Here is a 20,933-nt window from a genome sequence, read left to right as displayed (position 1 = left end):
CGCGCATGCACGAGGTGAGCGGTCCGGCGGAGGTGCGGGCCCGCTTGGAGAAGACGGGGTATCTCGTCGACGACGGGCTGGCCGTGGCCTGCTTCCTGGCGCTGCGGCTGCACCGGCCGCTGTTCTGCGAGGGCGACGCGGGCGTGGGCAAGACCGCGCTCGCGTCCGCCCTGGCCGAGGCGATGGACGCCCCGCTGATCCGGCTCCAGTGCTACGAGGGCATCGACGCCTCCCAGGCCCTGTACGACTGGGACTTCCCGCGTCAGCTGCTGCACCTGCGGGCGGCCGAGGCGGCGGGCGTGACGGATGCCGACCGGCTCGAAGGGGAGCTGTACGACCGGCGGTTCCTCGTCACCCGGCCCCTGCTGCGGGCGCTGGAGACCCAGCCGTCGGTGCTGCTGGTCGACGAGATCGACCGCGCGGACGACGAGTTCGAGGCGTTCCTGCTGGAGCTGCTGTCCGAGTACACCATCACCATTCCCGAACTGGGCACCCTGCGGGCACAGGTGCCGCCCGTCGTGGTGCTCACCTCGAACCGGACACGGGAAGTGCACGACGCGCTGAAGCGACGGTGCCTCTACCACTGGTTCGACCACCCCGGGTTCGCCCGTGAACTCGCCATCGTGCGCAGGAGGTTGCCGCGGGTCACCGAGCGGCTGGCCGAGCAGGTGACCGCCCTCGCGCAGGCCCTGCGCGCCGAGGACCTGGTCAAGCCGCCCGGGGTCGCCGAGACCATCGACTGGGCGGAGGCCCTGGACGCGCTGGGAGCGACCGAGGTGGACGCGGAGCTGGCGGTGGCGACGCTGGGCTCGGTGCTGAAGTACCGGGAGGACACCGAGCGGGCGCGGGGGCTGGATCTGGCGGCGATCCTCACGGCGCGAAAGACGTGAACAGCGTGAACAGCAGCGACCGGAGGGACGACAGGGGTGGCCGGAACCGCGGGCCCGGCGGGGGCGAGGAGGGACAGCGGGGCGCCGTCGACGCGTCCGCCGTGGTCGTCGGGTTCGCCCGGGCGTTGCGCGCCGCGGGCGTCGACGCCTCGCCCGACCGCGTGCAGGCCTTCCTGGGCGCGCTCGACGTGCTCGATCCCGGTGTGCGCTCGGACGTGTACTGGGCGGGCCGGCTCACCCTGTGCGGAAGCCAGGACGACCTGGAGCGCTATGAGCGGGTCTTCGCCGCGTACTTCGGCGGGCGGCCCGGCCCCGGCCCGGCCCGGTCCGCTCCCCCGCCGCGGACCCGGACGGTCCTGCGCGGCGCCGGTACGGTGCCCCGCCCGGCGGCGCGGGCCGAGGACGCCGTACCCGTAGCCGTGCTGGCCGACTCCACCGACGTACTGCGCCACCGGGACTTCGCCGAGCTGACCGCCGCCGAGCGCGACCAACTGCGGCGCCTGCGGGCCGCGTTCACCCTGCGGGGCGAGGCCCGGCGCACCGCGCGGCGGCATCCGGCCCGGCGGGGCGCGGTCGATCCGCGGCGCACGGTACGGGAGTTGCTGCGCGGCGGCGGGGAGCCGGCGCGGCTGCGGCACCACGCGCGAGCGGACCGGCCGCGCCGGGTGGTGCTGCTCGTGGACGTGAGCGGCTCGATGGGGCCCTACGCGGACGCGCTGCTGCGGTTCGCGCACGCGGCCCTCCACGGCCCCCGTACCGGCGGGGCCGCGCGGGGCACCCGCACGGAGGTCTTCACGATCGGTACCCGGCTGACCCGGGTGACCCGGGAGCTGGCGCACCGCGATCCCGACACGGCGATGGCCGCGCTCGCGGCGGCGGTTCCGGACTGGCGTGGCGGCACCCGGCTGGGTGAGATGCTGCGCGGCTTCCTGGACCGGTGGGGGCGGCGGGGCATGGCGCGCGGCGCGGTGGTCGTGGTGCTGTCCGACGGGTGGGAGCGCGGCGATCCGGCCCTGCTCGCGGACCAGATGCGCCGTCTGCACCGGCTCGCGCACCGGGTGATCTGGGCGAATCCGCGCAAGGCCCGACCCGGTTACGCGCCGCTGGCCGGCGGGATGGCCGCGGCCCTGCCGAGCGTGGACGCGTTCGTCGAGGGACACAGCCCGGCCGCGCTGGAGCGGCTGGCGGCGGTGGTGAGAGGAGCGGACTCTTGAGTGGGACACACCCTGTGGTGAGCGGAGCGAGCGATGCGTGAGATCCTCCCGGCGCTGGACCGGTGGTACGCGGCGGGCTCCCCCTTCGGGCTCGCCACGGTGGTCGCGGTCAGCCGCAGCGCGCCCAGGGACCCGGGAGCCGCCATGGCCGTGGGGCCCGGCGACGAGGTCGTGGGGAGCGTGTCCGGCGGCTGCGTCGAGGGGGCGGTCTTCGAGCTGGCCCAGGAGGTGGTGACCTCCGGCGAGGCCCGCCTGGAGACCTTCGGGTACAGCGACGAGGACGCGTTCGCCGTGGGGCTCACCTGCGGCGGCGAGATCACCCTCCTCATCCGCCGGGTGACGCCCGCCGAGGATCCCTCCTTCGCCGCGGTGGCCGAGTCGGTGGCCACCGGCCGGCCCGTGACCGTGGCGACGGTGATCGAGGGACCGGCGCCGCTCGGGGCCACGCTCGCGGTGTGGCCGGACGAGGTGGCGGGTTCGCTGGGCTCCACCGGTCTGGATGTGGCCGTCACCGCCGACGCCCGCGGTGAACTGGCCCAGGGGGCCACGATCCGGCGGCACTACGGTCCGCACGGCGAGCGCCGCGAGGACGCCGTCACCGTCTTCCTGCACTCCTTCGCGCCGCCGCCGCGCATGCTGGTCTTCGGCGCGATCGACTACGCGGCCGCGGTGGCCCGTATCGGGGACTTCCTCGGCTACCGGGTCACGGTGTGCGACGCCCGCCCGGTCTTCGCCACCGCGAAACGGTTCCCCGCGGGTGTGGAGGTCGTCGTGGACTGGCCGCACCGCTATCTGCGGGGTACGACGACCGACGCGCGCACGGTGATCTGCGTCCTGACCCACGACCCGAAGTTCGACGTGCCCCTGCTGGAGGAGGCACTGCGCCGCCCGGCCGCGTACATCGGGGCGATGGGCAGCCGTCGTACCCACGACGACCGCAGGAAACGGCTCATCGACGCCGGTCTGTCGGAGGGCGAGCTGTCCCGGCTGCGCTCGCCGGTCGGCCTCGACCTCGGAGCCCGTACGCCGGAGGAGGTGGCCGTGTCCGTCGCCGCGGAGATCGTCGCGCAGCGGTGGGGCGGCAGCGGTGCGCCACTGACGGCGACGGGCGGGGCCATCCATCCCGGGCACGTCGATCCGACCGGAGGAGAGCAGCATGGAACTGCACCATGAGTTCACCGTCCCCGTTCCCGTCGAGGATGTCTGGCGGGTGCTTCTCGATGTCGAACGGATCGCCCCGTGCATGCCCGGCGCGACGGTGGACGACTACGACGGCAAGACCGTGACCGGTTCGGTGAAGGTGAAGGTGGGGCCCATCACGGTGACATACCGGGGCACCGCCGTCTTCGAGGAGCAGGACGAGTCCGCGCACCGGATGGTGCTGATCGCGAGCGGCAAGGAGACCCGCGGCCAGGGCACCGCACGGGCCACCGTCACGGGCACGCTCGCCGGACGCGACGGCGGCACGGCGGTGTCCGTGCGGACCGATCTGACCGTCACGGGGCGTCCGGCGCAGTTCGGTCGCGGTGTCATGGCGGAGGTGGGCGACAAGCTGGTCGGGCAGTTCGCGGAGTGTCTGGCGCGGCGCCTCAACGAACCGGCGCCGCCGGAGCCGGTACAAGCAGTCCAACCCGTCCAACCGGTCCAGCAAGTTGAAACGGTCCAGCCAGTTGAAACGGTCCGGCCAGTCGAAACAGTCGAAACAGTCGAACCGGTCGAACCGATCGACCTGTTGCGGACCGCCGGGCTTCCGGTCGCCAAGCGCGTGGCGGTCGCGGCGGCCACCGCCGTACTGGCACTGGTCTTCCTGCGCATACGACGGCACCGGCACGCCTGAGTCCCTCAGCCGGACTCGATACGGTGCAAAGTCACCTCGGTCAGCCGTCCGTCGGTCACGGTCGCTGTCATGTACGTGTGGTGCGGCTGGCGGCGGCGGTCGGTCGGGGAGCCCGGGTTGAGCAGGCGCAGGCCCGTTTCGGTGGTGGTGTCCCAGGGGATGTGGCTGTGTCCGAAGACCAGGACGTCGAGGTCGGGGTAGCGCTCGGCGCAGCGCCGCTCACGGCCCTGGGCGGCACCGGTCTCGTGGACGACACCGAGGTGCAGGCCGTCCAGTTCGACGCGGGCGACCTCGGGTAGGCGGGCGCGCAGGGCCGGGCCGTCGTTGTTGCCGTACACCCCGATGAGCCTGCGTGCCCGCTCCTCCAGCAGATCGAGGGTGGCGGTGTCCACCCAGTCGCCCGCGTGGACGACGACGTCGGCGTACGGGAGTTCGGCCATCAGCTGCGACGGCAGCGCCTTGGCCCGCTTGGGCAGATGGGTGTCGGACATCAGGAGCAGACGCACGGCACCCACCCTAGAAGTGCGGTCGGGTCAGCGCGAGGAGTGCGGTCGGGTCACCGCGCGGCCTGCCGAGAACATGGACTTCCATGATCGGTTCCGCTTGAAAGGCAGCTCGAACACCTTGGCGAACAGCCAGGCTCCCAGCACCGAGGCGGGAAGTGCCAGTGCCAGCGTGAACCAGAACGCGGGCAGGCCGGGCAATACGAACCGTGGGGCGATCTTTCGGCAGACGATCATGACGATCGGCAGGTGAACCAGGTAGAGGCTGTACGAGAAGTCGCCCAGGCCGCGCATGGGGCGCGTGGCCAGGAGCCGCATGAGGGAGGCGGGCCTGCCGGTGGCGACGGCCGCGATGATCATCGTCATGGCGGGCGCGGCGACGAGATCGACCCAGAAATAGTGGTCCACCGTCCACACCGACCCCTTGATGACGACAAGGGCCAGTACCGGCAAGGCGGCCAGGGCGGCGAACCAGTGCCACGGCAGGCGCCGGACCTTCTCCGGTGCGACGGTGATCCCCGCACCCACCAGGCCCGCGACGAATACGGGGGCGAGATTCGGAGTCAGCCAGTTCACGCCTTCCACCGGGGACGCGTTCGGCGACAGCAGGCCACGCGCGACCACCAGGAGCGTCACGCCCGCGACCAGGACGACCGCGCCCAGCCGCCGTCGGACGAGCAGGAGGAGCGGAAAGACGAGATAGAGCTCCGCCTCGACACCGATCGACCAGAACGCCCCGTTCGGTGTGGGGGCCGTGAACATGTCCTGGACCACGAAGCCGTACACCAGAATCGAGGTGCCGGTCGGCGGTCCGAAATGCGAGGCGGGCACCACGAACCAGGCAACCACCAGGCTCAACGCGAGTGCCGCCCAGTAGGGAGGCAGGATCCGCCACGCGCGGCGCCGCAGGAACCGGGAAGCGCCGCCCAGCTGCCAGCCGTTGCGGGCCGGCGAGATGGCCAGGGAGAAACCGGACAGCACCAGGAAGAAGACCACGGCGAGGCGCCCGTACATCAGCCAGCCCAGCCAGGCGGGACCCGAGTTCGCGGGAAAGCCCGGCATGGTCAGAAGCCAGCAGTGAAAGAGCAACACGTACAGCGCGGCGAGACCGCGGAGCCCGTCAAGGCCCAGCACCTGGCCGCGGTCGCGCGTTTCGGGCCGCTCCAGCGGTGGAGAGACGGTGAGTGGGGTTCCCATACTCCTTCTCACGTGTCGTCCCCGGCCTATGTTCACCTACCGTCCGATCATCGGCCTGTACGCCTCGGAGTCGATGAGCTGGAGCAGCCGAGCGGGCCGGACCGCTCATGTCGGCGTATCGACGGAGGACCCGGCCGGGTCCTCGAGCGTTCGCGACAGCCACCGTATCGTCGCCACGTCCAACGCCGGGTTCGCCGCGGCCGGATGGGCCAGCTCCTCGTCGTCGAGGAGTTCCGTCAGCCGGGCCCGCGGGAGGTTCGGGTGGCGGGCCGCCGCGGCCCGGACGGCGGGGTCCGGGTCCCAGGTGAGACGTTCCAGGACGGTCGGCGCGGTCTCGGGGTCGCGCGCGGCCAGGGCTCTGACCTCGGGGTCCTCATGGTCGGCGAAGGCGGCCAGTCGGGCGGTCGGGAAGTTCGGCCGGGTGGCGAGGTGCGCGCGGTCGGAACCGGTGTACTCAAGGAAACTGCGCAGCAGCAGGGCCGCGGGGGCGCCCGGATGGTTCTGGGCGAGTGTGACGCGTACGCCGAGGTCCTCGTCCTCGGCCAGGCGTGCCACGAGGGCCGGCGGGAGCGAGTGGACCCCGGCCGCCCTCCTGCGCAGCACCGGGTGGGCGGACAGGGCGTCCCCGCGCACGCTTTCGGGGTCCCGTGGCACCGACGGTGCGGGCCGATGGTAGAAACCGCAGTCCATGGGCACCTCGTAGTCGATCGCGGCCCGCTCCTCCTCGCTCAACGCCGGGTGCACGGACACCGCGAGCCGCACCTTGGGGTCGGGGTCCACGGCGAGCGCACGGCGTTCGGCGGGGCCGAGGTCGGCGCGGTACGCGATGCGCTCCCGTACCTCCGGGTCCGGATCGGCGGCCAGGAGGGCCACCACATCGGCGGGGAGGCTGGGGTTGTAGGCGATCATCACCCGCTCGTTCTCCCCGGCCGGAGCGGTCAGGACGCGGTCCACGACGGCTCTGGTGAGGGGCCGGTTGCACAGTATGTCGGTGCGTGCGTGGCAGGGCCGGGCGGGCAGCGCGCTCTCCACCCAGGCCGGATCCTTCTCGCGCGTAAGGCGCATCGCCCTGTCCCGGACGCCCACGTCGGGGTCCGCCAGCAGCGCGGACCGCGCGTCGGCGGACAGCCGGTCCCACGCGCCGAATCCCCAGTGGCGGACCTTCGCATCCGGGTGCCTGTGCAGGGTCCGCAGCAGCTCGGTGGAGATCTGCTGGTAGAAGGAACCGGCGAGTTCGTCGTTCCCGTACGTCCTGATCATGTGGACGACGGCCTCGTCGGGCAGTGGCTCGGGCCTGACCCCGAAAGGCATCCGGGGCCCGTCGGCGAGGTGGGCGCGGACGAACCACTCCGGATCGTCGATCAGTCGTACCCGCTGGGCGGGACCGACGTGGGGATTGCGGGCGAGGAAGCTGCGCGTGTACGTGTCGGGGTGCTCGATCGCCGCGTCCACGACGGCGTCGGGCAGGTCCCGGTCCCGGCACAGCACCATCCGTACCGCCGCCGGACCGTCGGCGAGCAGCCGCAGCAGGACGTCCTCGGGGGTGGAGGGGTTGAGCGCCAGCCCGGCCAGCCGCCGCGCGGCCAGGTCGGCTTCCTCCCATATCCGCTCAGGCGTCTTCACCATGCGCAGTGCCCCCCGTGCAGACCGGCCCCACCCCCAGGAGCACCAGGTGCCCGACCCTATCCCCCTCAGTCCAGCGGGATTTCGCTCCACACCTGCTTGCCGCCGCTGACCGGCACGGTGCCCCAGACCGCCGACATCGCCTCGACCAGGAGGATGCCGCGGCCGCCGGTGGCCTCCCAGCCGATGCTGGTGGGCTTGATGGGTGTACGGGGTGAGGTGTCGGCGACGGAGATCCGCAGGCGGTGGTTGATGAGGGTGATGTCGAGTCTGACCTGTCCGTCGGTGTGTACGAGGGCGTTGGTGACGAGTTCGGAGACGGCGAGGAGTACGCCGTCCATCTTGTCGTCGGGCACACCCCAGGAGCGCAGCGTACGGCGGGTGAAGCGGCGCGCGTGCCGGACCGCCTCCGGGACGCGCCACACCGTCCAGCTCTCCCGCAGCGGGCGCGTCGCCATACCGTCGTAGCGCATCAGGAGGAGGGCGACGTCGTCGCTGCGGTTGGCGCCCGTGAGCAGTCCGTCGGCCACCACTCCGAGGTGGGCGGGGTCGGACGCGGCCAGCTCACCGGCCAGTCTGTCCAGTCCGTCCTCGATGTCGACCTCGGCGGACTCGACGAGACCGTCCGTGGTCAGGGCGAGGATCGTGCCGAGCTGGAGTCGCAGCGGGCTCATCGGGAAGTCGGCCTGGGTGACGACGCCCAGCGGCGGTCCGCCCTCGGACTCGGCGACCTCCGTTGTGCCGTCCGGGTGGCGCAGCACGGGCGGGTGGTGTCCGGCGCGTACGCACCAGGCGGTGCCCTCCTCCAGGTCCACGTCGACGTAGCAGCAGGTGACGAAGAGGTCGGTCTCCAGGTCCATGAGGAGTCGGTTGGCGTGCTGCACGACCACGTCCGGCGGGTGGCCCTCGACGGCGTACGCGCGCAGGGCCGTGCGCATCTGGCCCATCAGGGTGGCCGCCTGGGCGTTGTGGCCCTGGACGTCGCCGATGACGAGGGCGACGTGGTTGTCGGGCAGCGGAATCACGTCGTACCAGTCGCCCCCGACCTCCAGACCCGCCGTGGTGGGCAGATAGCGGGCGACGGCGACCGCGCCCGGGAGCCGGGGCAGGCGGCGCGGCAGCAGGGAGCGCTGGAGCATGCCGACCAGCTCGTGCTCGGCGTCGAAGGCGCGGGCGCGCGTCAGGGCCTGGCCCGCGAGGCCCGCGGACGCGGTGAGCAGCGCCCGCTCGTCGGGGCCGAACTCGTGGGGGTCGTCCCAGCCGATCAGACAGGCACCCGCCATCCGGCCGCCGGCGGGCAGCGGCAGGATGGCGAGACCGCCGGGGCCGACGTCGGCGAGCGCCGGTTCCAGGGGTGCTCCGGCGGGCCAGACGGCGGCGCGCCCCTCGTTGAGGGCCGCCTCCAGTGTGGGCATGGCGCGTACGGGCGCGTCGGGCCACTCCGAGCGCCACTCGGAACGCCACAGCTCCGGCCAGGCCTCCGGTTCGGGCGGGTCGAGGAGGGTGACGACGAGGCGGTCGCCCTCCAGCTCGGCGAGGGCGATCCGGTCGGCCCGCAGCGGGCGCCGCAGCGCGGCCACCACGGCCCGGCCGACGTCCCGGACGGTGCCCGCGGTGGCGAGGGCCGCGGCGAGCCGCTGGACACGGGCCACGTCGCTGACACCGGAACGCAGCTTGGAGGCGTCGGCGACGGTGCCCACGAGGTGCGCCGGGCGTCCCTCTCCGCCGGGCAGGAGGCGGCCGCGCAGCCGGAGCCACTTCGGCTCCCCGGAGGGCTGGAGGATACGGAACTCCAGCTCGCGGTCGCCGATGGACATGTGGTCCGCCTCCACCACGGACATCAGCGTCGGCAGGTCCTCGGGGACGGTCATCGACAGCAGCCTCTCGACCTTGCCGTCGAACTCGGCCGGGTCGAGGCCGAACAGCTCCAGCAACTCGTTGTCGACCTCCAGGTGTCCGGTGTCCATGGCGAGGTCGAACGAGCTGGTGGGCCGGGCGGTGAGGGTGCCCGGCGGACCGGGCGAGGGGCAGACGGCGGCCTCGGCGACCAGACCCAGGCACTCCCGGTCCTCCTCGTCGAAGCCGCCCGGGCGCTCGCCGGCCGCGACGAGGCAGCAGCCGTTCGGCAGCGGCAGGACCGCCAGCCAGAAGTCCTGGGACGGCAGCCCGCGGGCGTCGGCGCAGTCGGCGATCTCCGCCGGAGCGAGCCACAGCGGCCGGCCCGCGCGGTACGCGTCCGCAGCCGGGGAGCCGCCGGTGAGGACATAGCTGTCGCGCAGGCCGTAGAGCGTCCTGGGCACGCCCGCCGACTCGGACAGGTACAACACGTCGCCGCTGTCGGTGGGCGAGTACACCGCGACGACGCTCGCGCCCGCGAAGACAAGTGCCTGTTCGAGAACGCGGCGTAGTCGCTCGCGCGGGTCCAGGCCGGGGGTGGACGTCTTGAGGGCAAGTTCGGCACGCAGCGTTCTCTTTCCGCGTTCCGCAGCGCCCTCACTGACCACGTCCGCAATTACAGCGCTTCCGGGACCGTCGCGCAGCCCCTGTGACCGTTCCGGGAGCCTCGGGCCTGCGGCGGAGACCGACGGCGGCACCCTGTGCCGCGTGTGGCGCTCGCCGTGCGGGAAGGGCCGTCACGAGGGAGCCTTGATCCCTGAGGCCCGTCGCACGGCCCTGCGAGGAGGTGGTCGGCGTGTCCGGCTGGCAGGGGTCCGAGCAGGCGCCGGCGGGGCGGCCGACGCCGGTCGGAAGACCACTGCTGTCGCTGACACTTGCGTCGATGATGGACGAGGTCCACGCCCACTCCGGGGCGGTGTACCTGCTGACGCGGGGTGAACCCGTGCTGGAGATGGCGGTCATGGCGGGCATGCCCAGGGCGTTCGCGGCGCCGTGGGAGCGGGTGGGGCTCAACGCGCCGATCCCGGTCGCCGTGGCGGTGCGCGAGCGGCGGCTGATCTGGGTCGGCGGCGAGGAGGAGATGGCCCGCCGCTTCCCGCGGATCGCCATGGTCCTGCCGTACCCCTTCGCACTGGCCGCCCTCCCGGTGGCGACCGCGGGCACCGTGTACGGCGCTGTCTTCGTGACCTGGCCGGGCTCGCATCCCCTGGAGCTCTCCGACCGGGAACGCGACCATCTCACCGCGTCCTGCGCCCGGCTCGCACTGCGTCTGGAGCGGGCGGCGGCCAAGCAGCGTCCGCTCCACCCCGAACCCGATCTGCTGGCGCCGTCCACGGCACTGGCGACCGGCACGCTCGGCACACTCGGCACGGTGGAGGCCGTGCGGATGGTGGCGCGACTGCCGTACGGGATGTGTGCGCTGGATCTGAACGGCCGGATCAGCTTCGCCAACGCCGCTACGGCGGACATGCTCGGCGTCCCGGTCAGCGGGCTGCTGGGCACCCACCTGTGGGCATCGGTGCCCTGGCTCAACGACCCCGTCTACGAGGACCGCTACCGGGCCGCGGTGATCAGCCAGCACGTGACGTCGTTCGTGGCGCTGCGGCCGCCCGGCGACTGGCTGTCGTTCCGGCTCTATCCCAGTACGACCGGACTGAGCGTGCGCATCTCCCGGGCCCGCGCGGTGGCCGAGATGGCGCGCACCGGGCCTCGGCACGAAGACGACACCACCCCGCGCCTGGTGACCATCTCCCAGGTGCTGAGCCTGGCCGGGGCGCTCACGCAGGCCGTGGGCGTGGAGGACGTGGTGCAACTGGTGGCGGACGAGATCGCGCCCGCCGTGGGATGCAAGGCACTGGTCCTCCTCGGCTCGCGATCCGGCCGACTGCGGGTGCTCGGCCACCGGGGGTACGCGGACCCGCACATCGTGGAGCGCTGGCACGGGGTGCCGCTGAACGCGCAGACCCCGGGCGCCCAGGCGCTGAAGACCGGGCTGCCGGCCTTCTTCGACTCCCGTCAGCAGTTGGAGCGGCTCTACCCGTCCCTGCACGCGACGCCTGACGGTATGGCGGCGTGGGCGTATCTGCCGCTGATCGCGTCCGGGCGTCCGGTGGGCACCTGCGTCCTCGCGTACGCGGAGCCGCGCACCTTCCCGGCGGAGGAGCGGGCGGTGCTGACGAGCCTGAGCGGTCTGATCGCGCAGGCCCTGGAGCGGGCCCTGCTCTACGACGCCAAGCTCCAGCTGGCGCACGGTCTGCAGGCCGCGCTGTTGCCGCACTCGTTGCCGTCGCTGCCCTCGATCGAGGCGGCCGCGCGCTATCTCCCGGCCACCCAGGGGATGGAGATCGGCGGGGACTTCTACGACCTGATGCCCTCGCACGGTCTGGCCTCGGCGGTCATCGGTGACGTGCAGGGTCACAACGTGACGGCGGCGGGCCTGATGGGGCAGATCCGCACGGCCGTACGCGCGTACACAACCGTCGGTCAGCCGCCGGAGGAGGTCATGCGCAGCACCAACCGGCTGCTGATCGACCTGGGGGCCGAGCTGTTCGCGAGCTGTCTCTATCTGCGTCTCGACCCGGCGCGCGAGGTGGCCGTCATGTCGCGCGCGGGTCATCCGCCTCCGCTGCTGCTGCGGCCGGACGGGCGGGTCCGGGTGCTCGACCTGGCCGGTGGGCCACTGCTGGGGATCGACGCGGCCGCCACGTATCCGACGACCGAGGTCCCGTTCGCCCCCGGTTCGGTCCTCGCCCTCTACACCGACGGTCTGATCGAGTCCCCCGGTGTGGACATCGAGGACGCCTTGGCCGACTTCGGGCGGAAACTCACCGAGGCCGGTGGCCTGTCGCTGAACGCGCTGGCCGACACTCTCGTCGAACAGGGCGGGGCGGTGACGCAGGAGCGGCTCGACGACGTGGCGCTGCTTCTGCTGCGGGCGCTTCCGCACGACTGAGCGGTATCACTGAGCGGTATCGGAACCCCGCGGGGTCCGGCGCTCTCGCGGGCGGAGCCGGAACGCGGTGGGGTCCGGCCCTCCCGCCGGAGGGCCGGACCCTTCCACTGCCGACCGGGCCGTGTCGGCACGGCCGGGTCAGTGGCTCGTGGTCACCGGTGTCACGGGGTGCTGGTCACCAGGCCGGAGCCGGCGTCCATACCGGTGCTGGGCTGCTCCTCGCCGGTCCCGGACTGGTCGCCCGCGGCCGGGTCGTCGGTCGCCGCCGGGTCCGTGGCCGCGGGGTCGGTCGCCGCCGGGTCCGTGGCTGCCGGGTCGGTGGCCGCGGGGTCGGTCGCGGCCGGGTCGGTCGCCGCGGCGCTCGCGTCACCGGCACCCGCATCACCGGCACCCGCGTCACCGGCACCGAGCGTCGCGCCGGTCGCCTGAAGCGCGGCGGTCACGGGCTGGAAGAAGGTCTCGCCGCCGACGGTGCAGTCACCGCTGCCGCCGGAGGTCAGGCCGATCGCGCTGCCGTCCTGCGTGAACAGGGAGCCGCCGCTGTCGCCCGCCTCGGCGCACACATCGGTCTGTATGAGACCGGTGACGGTGTCCACGCCGCCCGGGTCGGTCTCGCTCTGGAAGTTGACCGTGGCGTCGAGACCGGTGACCGAGCCGTCGTGCAGACCGGTGGTGCTTCCCATCCGCAGGACCTGCTGACCGACCGTGGCGTCCGCCGCCTGCGTGATCTGGACGGTCTTCCCGTTGCCGACGTTCACCTCGCTCGCCGTCTGGGTGTTGGGGTCGTCGTACTTCACGAGGGAGAAGTCGCCGGCACCGGGGAACGTGGCCTGGTCGACGGTCGCGATCGGCTGGCCGTCCTGCGAGTCCGACCACTGCTTGGCCGCGACACCGCAGTGCCCGGCGGTCAGGAAGGCGGGGGCACCGTCACTCGCTGTGACATTGAAGCCGAGGGAGCAGCGGACGCCGCCGGCATCCGTCTGGGCGAAGATGGCGTCACCGCCCGACACGAACGTCTTGAACGTACCGGCGGACTTCTTGACCGTGGCGACACCTGAACCGAGCGAGTCGACGGTCGACGTCAGCTTGGCCCACTTCGCACCCGTGACGGTGCTGTCGGCGGTGACCTGGACCTGGTTCGTCTTGGGGTCGATGGACCAGGCGGTGCCGGGGATGGTCGCGTCGGCCTTGAGCGTCTTGGCCGCGGTCGTCAGCTTGGACATGCTGTTGTCGACGCTGCGGGGAACGGCGCCGGCCTTCTTGATCTCGTTGACCACATTGCTGTTGTTGCCGACGATATTGATGATGACCTGCTGCTTCGAGGCGTCGTAGTACGCACCACCGAAAGCCTCACCGATCTGGGAGGCGATGAGCGAAGCCAGGTCCGAGGCGTCCGCGGACTTCAGCACCTTGGGAGCGGCGTCCTTCGCGTCGGTCTGCGAGGCGTTGGCGTTGGGCAGCAGCAGAGCCGCCGCTCCGAGCGCCGCAACGCCTCCAACAGCGATCGCGGCCTTGCGCTTGGGAATCCTTTTGTGACTCAACTCTTTGACCTCCTGGGGACGGGGCCGAGGCCACCGTCCGGCGGCTGACTGGGGGGCGCCTGGATGCCTGTTGATACGCGTGGGCCCCGAGGGTTGTTCAACTGCGTTTAAAAAAGAGAAGAGTTGGTTCGACCAAAGGCATGGATTACGAGGCAATCGGGCCTTTACGCCGAGTGAGCGGGGAACAATGCCCCGTATGACACTGAGCCTCGCCGAAGCAGACAAGATCCTCTCCTCGCACTTCGCTCCCTGGGTGCTCGATCTGGGCCTGTCGGTCGCGGAGTTGAGCGAGGGCCGTGCGGTACTGCGGCTGCCCTGGTCCGCGCGGCTCTCGCGGGAGGGCGGCTCCCTGTCGGGGCAGGCGCTGATGGCGGCGGCCGACACGGCGACCGTGATCGCGGTGTCGGCCGCGCGCGGCGCCTTCGTCCCCATGACGACGGTTCAGCAGTCCACCAGCTTCCAGCGCGCGGTGACGGACGCGGACGTGCTCATCGAGGCGGTCCTCACCAAGTTGGGCCGCCGGATGGCCTTCGCCGACATCACGATGACCGCCGACGGCTCCGGGGAGATCGCGGCGCGCGCGAGCACCGTGTACGCGCTCCTGGGCTGAGTCCGGGGCGGCAACGGGCTCGGGTGACACGTTCCGCTACCGGACGGTGACGCTCCGTCCTCCGACTGGAACGGAATCCCGGCTTCAGGGAATCTGCACATCGAATACGCAGGCGCGTCACGGTGGACAGCGGATCTACACAGTCGCGCGCCCCCCTCCGCGCCATTGCGGTGGGAGTGTCCCTTTCGGCCGCGGGGCGGCAAGCGCGGGGACGGAACAATGCTGTGCGGCATGTGAAGAACTGGCTCCCGAGACGTGCGCACACCTGCACGGTTGAGCCCCCGCCGTGCTCAAGTTCGCAGGTGAGAGCGCTGGTTGATTGGATGCGTGTGCCGCGAGCGTGCTTTGATCCGTTGCACCGCGGAGGTCGCAGCAAGGCTCCCGGCAACGGGCGCCGCACGGCTCCCGGAATCGGGTGCCGCGCCCCGCGGTGGCGGCCGTCATCTGTCCCAGAGGGGGGCCGCTCTCCCCCTTATGAATATCCATACGAAGGGAAGTTCCATCATGAACTCCACCCCCCGTGTTGAGACCGCCGAGATCTCGGACGCCGACCTCGACAACGTCTCCGGCGGTCTGTCGCTGAACGCCGTTGGCACCGTCACCGGCCTGGTCGACGGTGTTGCCCCGGTCTCCGGCCTGGTGAACACGGTTGTCGGCACCGTCGAGGGTGTCACCGGTCTGAACACCGCCCCCGTCACGGGCCTGGTCTCCGGTCTCTGATCGCGTTTCATTGCCGAGAAGTCCCGGAACCACCCCCCGGTTCCGGGACTTCTCGGATGCCGTAAACCTCTCGAACAGGTGAGGGAAGTCCCGTGCAGTTCCGCCAACAGGCCCTCGCCAAGCTGCAGTCGCCCGAAGAGCTCGACCTTCCGGTGCGCTTCGCGCGCCCCCAGGGCTGGCTCGCCCTGTCGGTGACGGTGGTCGTCATGGCGGCGGCGTCCGTCTGGGCTGTCACGGGCACGGTGGCGTCCACCGTGAGCGCGCCGGCCGTCCTCACCCACGGCGAGGGCAGTTACGTCCTGCAGAGCCCCGTCGCCGGGCAGGTCACCGAGGTCGTCGCCCAGGAGGGTGAGCGACTGCCCGCGAACGCGCCTGTGCTCAAGGTCCGTACAGCGCAGGGCGGCACGACCGTCGTCCGCACGGTCGCCGCGGGCCGCGTCACCGCGCTCGCCGCCACCATCGGCGCGATCATCTCGACCGGTGCGAACGTCGCCGCCGTGGAGAAGGTCGCCCACGCCGACGATCCGCTCTACGCGACGGTGTACGTCCCCGCCGAGAGCGCCGCCACCATCCCCGCGAACGCCGCGGTCGACCTCACCGTCCAGTCGGTGCCGACCCAGCAGTACGGAGTGCTGCGCGGGCATGTGAAGGCGGTCGGCAGGAGCGTAGAGACCCCCCAGCAGATCTCCTCCTTCCTCGGTGACAGCCAACTGGGCGAGCAGTTCACCAAGAAGGGCCGGCCGGTGGCCGTCCTGGTCCGCCTGGACCGCTCCGCCGCGACGAAGAGCGGTCTGAAGTGGTCCTCGGCGGACGGGCCGCCGTTCGCGCTCACCTCCATGACTCTGGCCACGGGTTCGATCCGCCTGGCCGATCAGCGCCCCGTCGATTGGCTCCTGCCGTGACCACCGCCCCAGACACCCGGAGCAGACGCCGCGCCGCCCCGCCCAAGCGCACCGTCCCCAAGGCGACGGGGAAGACGGTCCGCACCCCCACCGTCCTCCAGATGGAGGCCGTGGAGTGCGGCGCCGCCTCCCTCGCCATGGTGCTCGGCCACTACGGCCGGCACATCCCCCTCGAAGAGCTGCGCATCGCGTGCGGTGTCTCCCGGGACGGCTCCCGGGCCAGCAACCTCCTGAAGGCGGCACGCAGTTACGGCCTCACGGCCAAGGGCATGCAGATGGACACGGCCGCGCTCGCCGAGGTGCAGGCGCCCGCGATCCTGTTCTGGGAGTTCAACCACTACGTCGTCTACGACGGCATGGGCCGCCGCTTCGGACGGCGCGGCGTGCACATCAACGACCCCGGCAAGGGCCGCCGCTTCGTGCCGATGGAGGACTTCGACACCAGCTTCACGGGCGTGGTGCTGGTCATGGAGCCCGGGCCCGACTTCCGCAAGGGCGGCCGCAAACCGGGCGTCCTGGGCGCCATGCCGGCCCGGCTGCGCGGCACCTCGGGCACGATGCCCGCGGCCGTGCTGGCGAGCCTGCTGCTGGTCGCGGTCGGCGCGGCGGTGCCCGCGCTGAGCCGGACGTACATCGACACGTACCTGATCGGTGGCCGGACCTCGCTGCTGGGCGTGCTGTTCGCGTCCATGGGCGCCTGTGTGGTGCTGACCGTCGTACTGACCTGGCTTCAGCAGGCGAACCTGCTGCACGGCCGGATCATCTCCTCCACCCTCTCCAGCGCCCGCTTCCTGCGCCATCTGCTGCGGCTGCCCGTCACCTTCTTCTCCCAGCGCAGCCCGGCCGACCTGGTGCAGCGGCTCCAGTCGAACGACGCGGTGGCCGAGACCCTGGCCCGCGACCTCGCGGCGGCGGGTGTGGACGCGGTCGTGGTCGTCCTGTACGCGGTGCTCCTCTACACGTACGACCCGCAGCTCACGGCCGTGGGCATCGGTGTGGCGCTGCTCAACGTGGTCGCGATGCGCGTGGTGATCCGGCTGCGCGCGACCCGTACGGCGAAGCTGCGCGCCGACAACGCGCGCCTCACCAACACGGCCTACACCGGCCTCCAGTTGATCGAGACGATGAAGGCGACCGGCGGGGAGGACGGCTACTTCCGCAAGTGGGCGGGCCAGCACGCGACCACCCTGGAGGAGCAGCAGCGCCTCGGAGTGCCCAGCGCCTGGCTGGGCGTGGTCGCACCGACCCTGGCGACGCTCAACTCCGCGCTGATTCTCTGGATCGGCGGTATGCGGGCGGTCGAGGGCCATATCTCGGTGGGTCTGCTGGTCGCCTTCCAGGCCCTGGTGACCCGCTTCACCGCGCCGCTCACCCGGCTCAACGGCGTGGCGGGCCGCATCCAGGACTTCGCCGCCGACGTGGCCCGTCTCAAGGACGTCGAGAACTTCCAGGCCGACCCGCTCTACGCCCGCTCGGGCAGTGGCGAGTCCACCCGTCGGCTGCAGGGCCATGTGGAGCTGGAGAACATCACGTTCGGCTACAGCCCGCTCGACAAGCCCCTGCTGACCGGCTTCTCGCTGACGGTCGGCCCGGGCCAGCAGGTCGCGCTGGTCGGCGGCTCGGGCAGCGGGAAGTCCACGGTCTCCAGGCTGATCTCGGGCCTGTACGCCCCGTGGGAGGGCACGATCCGCATCGACGGTCAGCGGCTGGAGGACATCCCGCGCGGCGCGCTCGCCGCCTCCGTCTCCTTCGTCGACCAGGACGTGTTCCTCTTCGAGGGGACGGTTCGCGACAACGTGGCGCTGTGGGATCCGTCGATCCCGGACGACGCCGTGGTCGCGGCGCTGGAGGACGCGGCGCTGTACGACGTGGTCACGCGTCGCCCCGGCGGCATCCACAGCCGGGTCGAGCAGGACGGCCGCAACTTCTCCGGCGGCCAGCGTCAACGCCTGGAGATCGCACGGGCGTTGGTGCGCAGGCCCAGCATCCTGGTCCTCGACGAGGTGACCAGCGCGCTGGACGCCGAGACCGAGCAGACCGTCATCGACAACCTGCGCAAGCGCGGCTGCGCCTGTGTGGTGATCGCGCACCGGCTCAGCACCGTGCGCGACAGTGACGAGATCGTCGTGCTCCAGCACGGCACGATCGTGGAACGCGGGCGGCACGACGCCCTGGTGGCGGCCGGCGGTCCCTACGCCGAGCTGGTCAAGGAGCGATGAGATGACCACGGTTCACGAGGACGCACGCGAAGGAGACCTGGTTCTCGGCGCGCTCGGCGGCATGGGTACGCCGGTCGACTGCTCCGGCCTCGGCCGCCTCGATCTGGAAGGACCGCAGGTCCTGTGGCTGGTGGCGGCGGGCGCCATGGACCTGTTCGCCGTCGACGCCGTCCAGCAGGGCCACTGGCACCACCTCGGCCGCCTCGAGGCCGGCTCCCTGCTGCTCGGCCCGGTCGTCGGGCCCCAGCACACGCTCGTGGGGCGGCCGTTGCGGGACTGTGTGGTGCGCCGGATCGTGCTGCGCGAGCTGTACCAGCCCGTCGACACCCAGACCTGGTCCTACGACGAGTACGGCAACGCCCAGTACGTACCGCCGACGTCGAGTCCACTGGAGTACGCCCTCGCCCTCGGCGTCGGTCGCAGCCTCTCCATCCTCTTCCAGGCACCCATGGCCACGGAGAACGCCGCCGCGCTCACCGACGACGACGTCTTCTGGATGCAGGTGCCGCCCGGGAGCGTCCAGTACGGCTCCCTGTACGGCGCGGAAGCGGCGGCCGACCTGCTGATGGACTCCGGTGTCTGGCAGGGCATGGTCAGCCAGCAGCACCGGCTGCTGTCCACGCTCGACCGCTGGATCGAGCAGTTGGAGGCCAGCCACGAGGACCGTACGGCGGCGGGCATCAAGGCGGGCGAGGCGGTCCGCGCCCAGGCCGACCGGACCCTGCTGGCGTCGATCGGCAAGCCGTCGAAGCGCCCGACGACGGCCGACGCGGATGCCACGTACGCGGCCTGCAAGCTGGTCGCCCGCGCCTGCGGGATCACCCTCGCGGAGTCGGCGCAGAGCGGCACGGAGAGCGACCGGCTCGACCCGGTGGAGCGGATCGCGCTCGCCTCGCGTGTCCGCACCCGTGCCGTACGCCTCGACGGGCGCTGGTGGCGCGACAACATCGGCCCGCTGGTGGGCCACCGTGCCGTGTCGGGCTCCCCGGTCGCGCTGCTGTGGCGGCGCGGCGGATACGTGGCCGTACAGCCGTCGTCGGGGCGGGAGACCCCGGTCGAGAAGGCCAACGCGCCGGAGTTCGAGCCTCGGGCCGTGATGTTCTACCGTCCGCTGCCCGAGCGGAAGATGAGCCCGCTGCGGCTGCTGCGGTTCTGCCTCCAGGGCACGGGCGGCGATCTGCGCAACCTCGCGATCAGCGGTCTCGTCACCGTCGCGATCGGCGCGCTGGTGCCGATCGCCACCGGCAAGGTGCTCGGCGAGTACGTGCCCAAGGCGCAGCACGGCCTGATCGTGCAGGTCTGTCTGGCCATCATGGTCACCAGCATCGTGTCGGCGGCGTTCATGCTGCTGCAGAACCTCACGCTGCTGCGGATGGAGGGGCGGATCGAGGCGACGCTCCAACCGGCCGTGTGGGACCGGCTGCTGAGGCTGCCCACGAAGTTCTTCACGTCCCGCTCGACCGGTGAGCTGGCCAGCGCCGCCATGGGTATCAGCGCGATCCGCCGCCTCCTCGCGGGCGTCGGACCGACGCTCGCACAGGCGGCCACGGTCGGCGCGATGAACCTGGGGCTGCTCCTTTGGTACAGCGTGCCTCTGGCGCTCGCCGCGATCGGCATGCTGGTCGTCATCGCGGCCGCGTTCCTCGGGCTCGGCCTGTGGCAGGTGCGGTGGCAGCGGCGGCTGGTCGTGCTCAGCAACAAGCTGAACAACCAGGCGTTCCAGACTCTGCGCGGCCTGCCCAAGTTGCGGGTGGCGGCGGCCGAGAACTACGCGTACGCCGCCTGGGCGGGTGAGTTCGCGCGCAGCCGTGAGCTCCAGCAGAAGGTCGGCCGCATCAAGAACCTCACGACGGTGATGGGCGCGGTATATCTGCCGCTGTGCTCGCTGCTGATGTTCATGCTGCTCGCGGGTCCGGCAAGCGGCTCGCTGTCGGCCGCCGACTTCCTGACCTTCAGCACGTCGATGACGATGCTGCTGACCTCGGTCACCCAGGTGACCGGAGCGTTCGTGTCGGCGGCGGCCGCGCTGCCGATGTTCGAGGAGATCAAGCCGGTGCTCGACGCCACGCCGGAGGTACGGGTGGCGAGCACCCGGCCCGGCGTGCTGTCGGGCGCGATCGAGGCCCGGCGGCTGTCCTTCCGGTACACCGACGACGGCCCGCTGGTCCTGGACGACGTGTCGTTCGACATCAAGCCCGGCGAGTTCGTGGCGATCGTCGGCCCCAGCGGCTGCGGAAAGTCCACGCTGCTGCGGCTGCTCATCGGCTTCGACAAACCGGTCTCGGGCAGTGTGCTCTACGACGGCCAGGATCTGGGAGCGCTCGACCAGTCCGCCGTACGCCGTCAGTGCGGTGTGGTGCTCCAGCACGCGCAGCCGTTCACCGGCTCGATCCTGGACTGCATCTGCGGCACCGAGCCGTACACGCCCGAGGAGGCGATGGCGGCGGCGGAGATGGCGGGCCTGGCCGAGGACATCAGGCGGATGCCGATGGGGCTGCACACCATCGTCTCCGGCAGCGGGGCGATCTCCGGCGGCCAGCGCCAGCGCCTGATGATCGCCCAGGCGCTCATCCGCCGGCCGCGCATCCTCTTCTTCGACGAGGCGACCAGCGCGCTCGACAACGAGACCCAGCGCACGGTCATCGAGAGCACCCGGGCGCTCAACGCCACCCGGATCGTGATCGCGCACCGGCTGTCCACGGTGATGGACGCGGACCGCGTCATCGTGATGGAGGACGGCCGGGTCGCCCAGCAGGGCCCGCCCGCGCACCTGCTCGCGGACACGGGCGGCCGGCTGCACGAGCTGGTGCGGCGGCAGCTCGCCTGAA

The 20,933-nt window shown here is 71.8% G+C and carries 15 protein-coding genes; 10 read left to right on the top strand and 5 right to left on the bottom strand.

Annotated features, from left to right (window positions below; translation table 11 throughout):
- Positions 1–5: 5 nt before the first annotated feature.
- From OG568_RS44185 to OG568_RS44170, 4 genes are all read left to right on the top strand, one after another.
- Positions 6–890, top strand: a complete 885-nt coding sequence (locus tag OG568_RS44185) for an AAA family ATPase (RefSeq protein ID WP_329535635.1) — start codon at positions 6–8, stop codon at positions 888–890.
- A 101-nt stretch (positions 891–991) separates the two neighbouring features.
- A complete protein-coding gene (locus OG568_RS44180) occupies positions 992–2,104 on the top strand; it encodes a vWA domain-containing protein (RefSeq protein WP_329536612.1) in 1,113 nt (370 codons plus the stop codon).
- Between the two features lie 33 nt (positions 2,105–2,137).
- Entirely contained in the window at positions 2,138–3,277 is a 1,140-nt protein-coding gene (locus OG568_RS44175) for an XdhC/CoxI family protein (RefSeq protein WP_329535634.1), read from the top strand.
- Positions 3,261–3,941 carry an SRPBCC family protein gene (locus OG568_RS44170; RefSeq protein ID WP_329535633.1) on the top strand — a complete coding sequence of 227 codons (681 nt, stop codon included), beginning with the start codon at positions 3,261–3,263 and terminating at the stop codon, positions 3,939–3,941. Before OG568_RS44175 ends, OG568_RS44170 begins: the two co-directional genes overlap by 17 nt.
- A gap of 5 nt (positions 3,942–3,946) precedes the next feature.
- Here the strand turns inward: OG568_RS44170 and OG568_RS44165 are convergent, their stop codons facing one another.
- From OG568_RS44165 to OG568_RS44150, 4 genes are all read right to left on the bottom strand, one after another.
- A complete protein-coding gene (locus OG568_RS44165; protein ID WP_329535632.1) occupies positions 3,947–4,447 on the bottom strand; it encodes a metallophosphoesterase family protein in 501 nt (166 codons plus the stop codon).
- 27 nt (positions 4,448–4,474) lie between these two features.
- Entirely contained in the window at positions 4,475–5,641 is a 1,167-nt protein-coding gene (locus OG568_RS44160) for an acyltransferase family protein (protein ID WP_329535631.1), read from the bottom strand.
- A gap of 105 nt (positions 5,642–5,746) precedes the next feature.
- Positions 5,747–7,267: a HEAT repeat domain-containing protein gene (locus OG568_RS44155; protein WP_329535630.1), complete on the bottom strand. Its 1,521-nt coding sequence runs from the start codon at positions 7,265–7,267 to the stop codon at positions 5,747–5,749.
- A gap of 65 nt (positions 7,268–7,332) precedes the next feature.
- Positions 7,333–9,768: a SpoIIE family protein phosphatase gene (locus tag OG568_RS44150; RefSeq protein ID WP_329535629.1), complete on the bottom strand. Its 2,436-nt coding sequence runs from the start codon at positions 9,766–9,768 to the stop codon at positions 7,333–7,335.
- A 179-nt stretch (positions 9,769–9,947) separates the two neighbouring features.
- Between OG568_RS44150 and OG568_RS44145 the strand changes: the two genes are divergently transcribed.
- The gene (locus OG568_RS44145) at positions 9,948–12,113 is read left to right on the top strand and encodes a SpoIIE family protein phosphatase (RefSeq protein ID WP_329535628.1); all 2,166 of its coding nucleotides are present in this window, start codon (positions 9,948–9,950) and stop codon (positions 12,111–12,113) included.
- A 161-nt stretch (positions 12,114–12,274) separates the two neighbouring features.
- On the opposite strand, the gene OG568_RS44140 is transcribed toward OG568_RS44145, so the two are convergent.
- Positions 12,275–13,654, bottom strand: a complete 1,380-nt coding sequence (locus OG568_RS44140) for a S1 family peptidase (protein ID WP_329535627.1) — start codon at positions 13,652–13,654, stop codon at positions 12,275–12,277.
- A gap of 196 nt (positions 13,655–13,850) precedes the next feature.
- On the opposite strand from OG568_RS44140, the gene OG568_RS44135 reads away from it, so the two are divergent.
- The 5 genes from OG568_RS44135 to OG568_RS44115 all read left to right on the top strand — a co-directional run bounded on the left by OG568_RS44135 (position 13,851) and on the right by OG568_RS44115 (position 20,932).
- Positions 13,851–14,264 carry a PaaI family thioesterase gene (locus OG568_RS44135; RefSeq protein ID WP_329535626.1) on the top strand — a complete coding sequence of 138 codons (414 nt, stop codon included), beginning with the start codon at positions 13,851–13,853 and terminating at the stop codon, positions 14,262–14,264.
- A 504-nt stretch (positions 14,265–14,768) separates the two neighbouring features.
- A complete protein-coding gene (locus OG568_RS44130; protein WP_329535625.1) occupies positions 14,769–14,984 on the top strand; it encodes a type A2 lantipeptide in 216 nt (71 codons plus the stop codon).
- 92 nt (positions 14,985–15,076) lie between these two features.
- Entirely contained in the window at positions 15,077–15,886 is an 810-nt protein-coding gene (locus tag OG568_RS44125; protein WP_266579805.1) for an HlyD family efflux transporter periplasmic adaptor subunit, read from the top strand.
- Positions 15,883–18,105, top strand: coding sequence for an NHLP family bacteriocin export ABC transporter peptidase/permease/ATPase subunit (locus OG568_RS44120; RefSeq protein WP_266579807.1), 2,223 nt, complete (start codon positions 15,883–15,885; stop codon positions 18,103–18,105). Before OG568_RS44125 ends, OG568_RS44120 begins: the two co-directional genes overlap by 4 nt.
- A 1-nt stretch (position 18,106) precedes the next feature.
- A complete protein-coding gene (locus OG568_RS44115) occupies positions 18,107–20,932 on the top strand; it encodes an NHLP bacteriocin export ABC transporter permease/ATPase subunit (protein WP_329535624.1) in 2,826 nt (941 codons plus the stop codon).
- The last annotated feature ends 1 nt before the right edge of the window (position 20,933 follow it).

It is taken from the genome of Streptomyces sp. NBC_01450, from assembly GCF_036227505.1.
In the GTDB taxonomy this organism is placed as follows: Bacteria; Actinomycetota; Actinomycetes; order Streptomycetales; family Streptomycetaceae; genus Streptomyces.
Note: the sequence above shows the minus strand (reverse complement) of the source record. Positions and strands in the feature narration are given on the sequence as shown.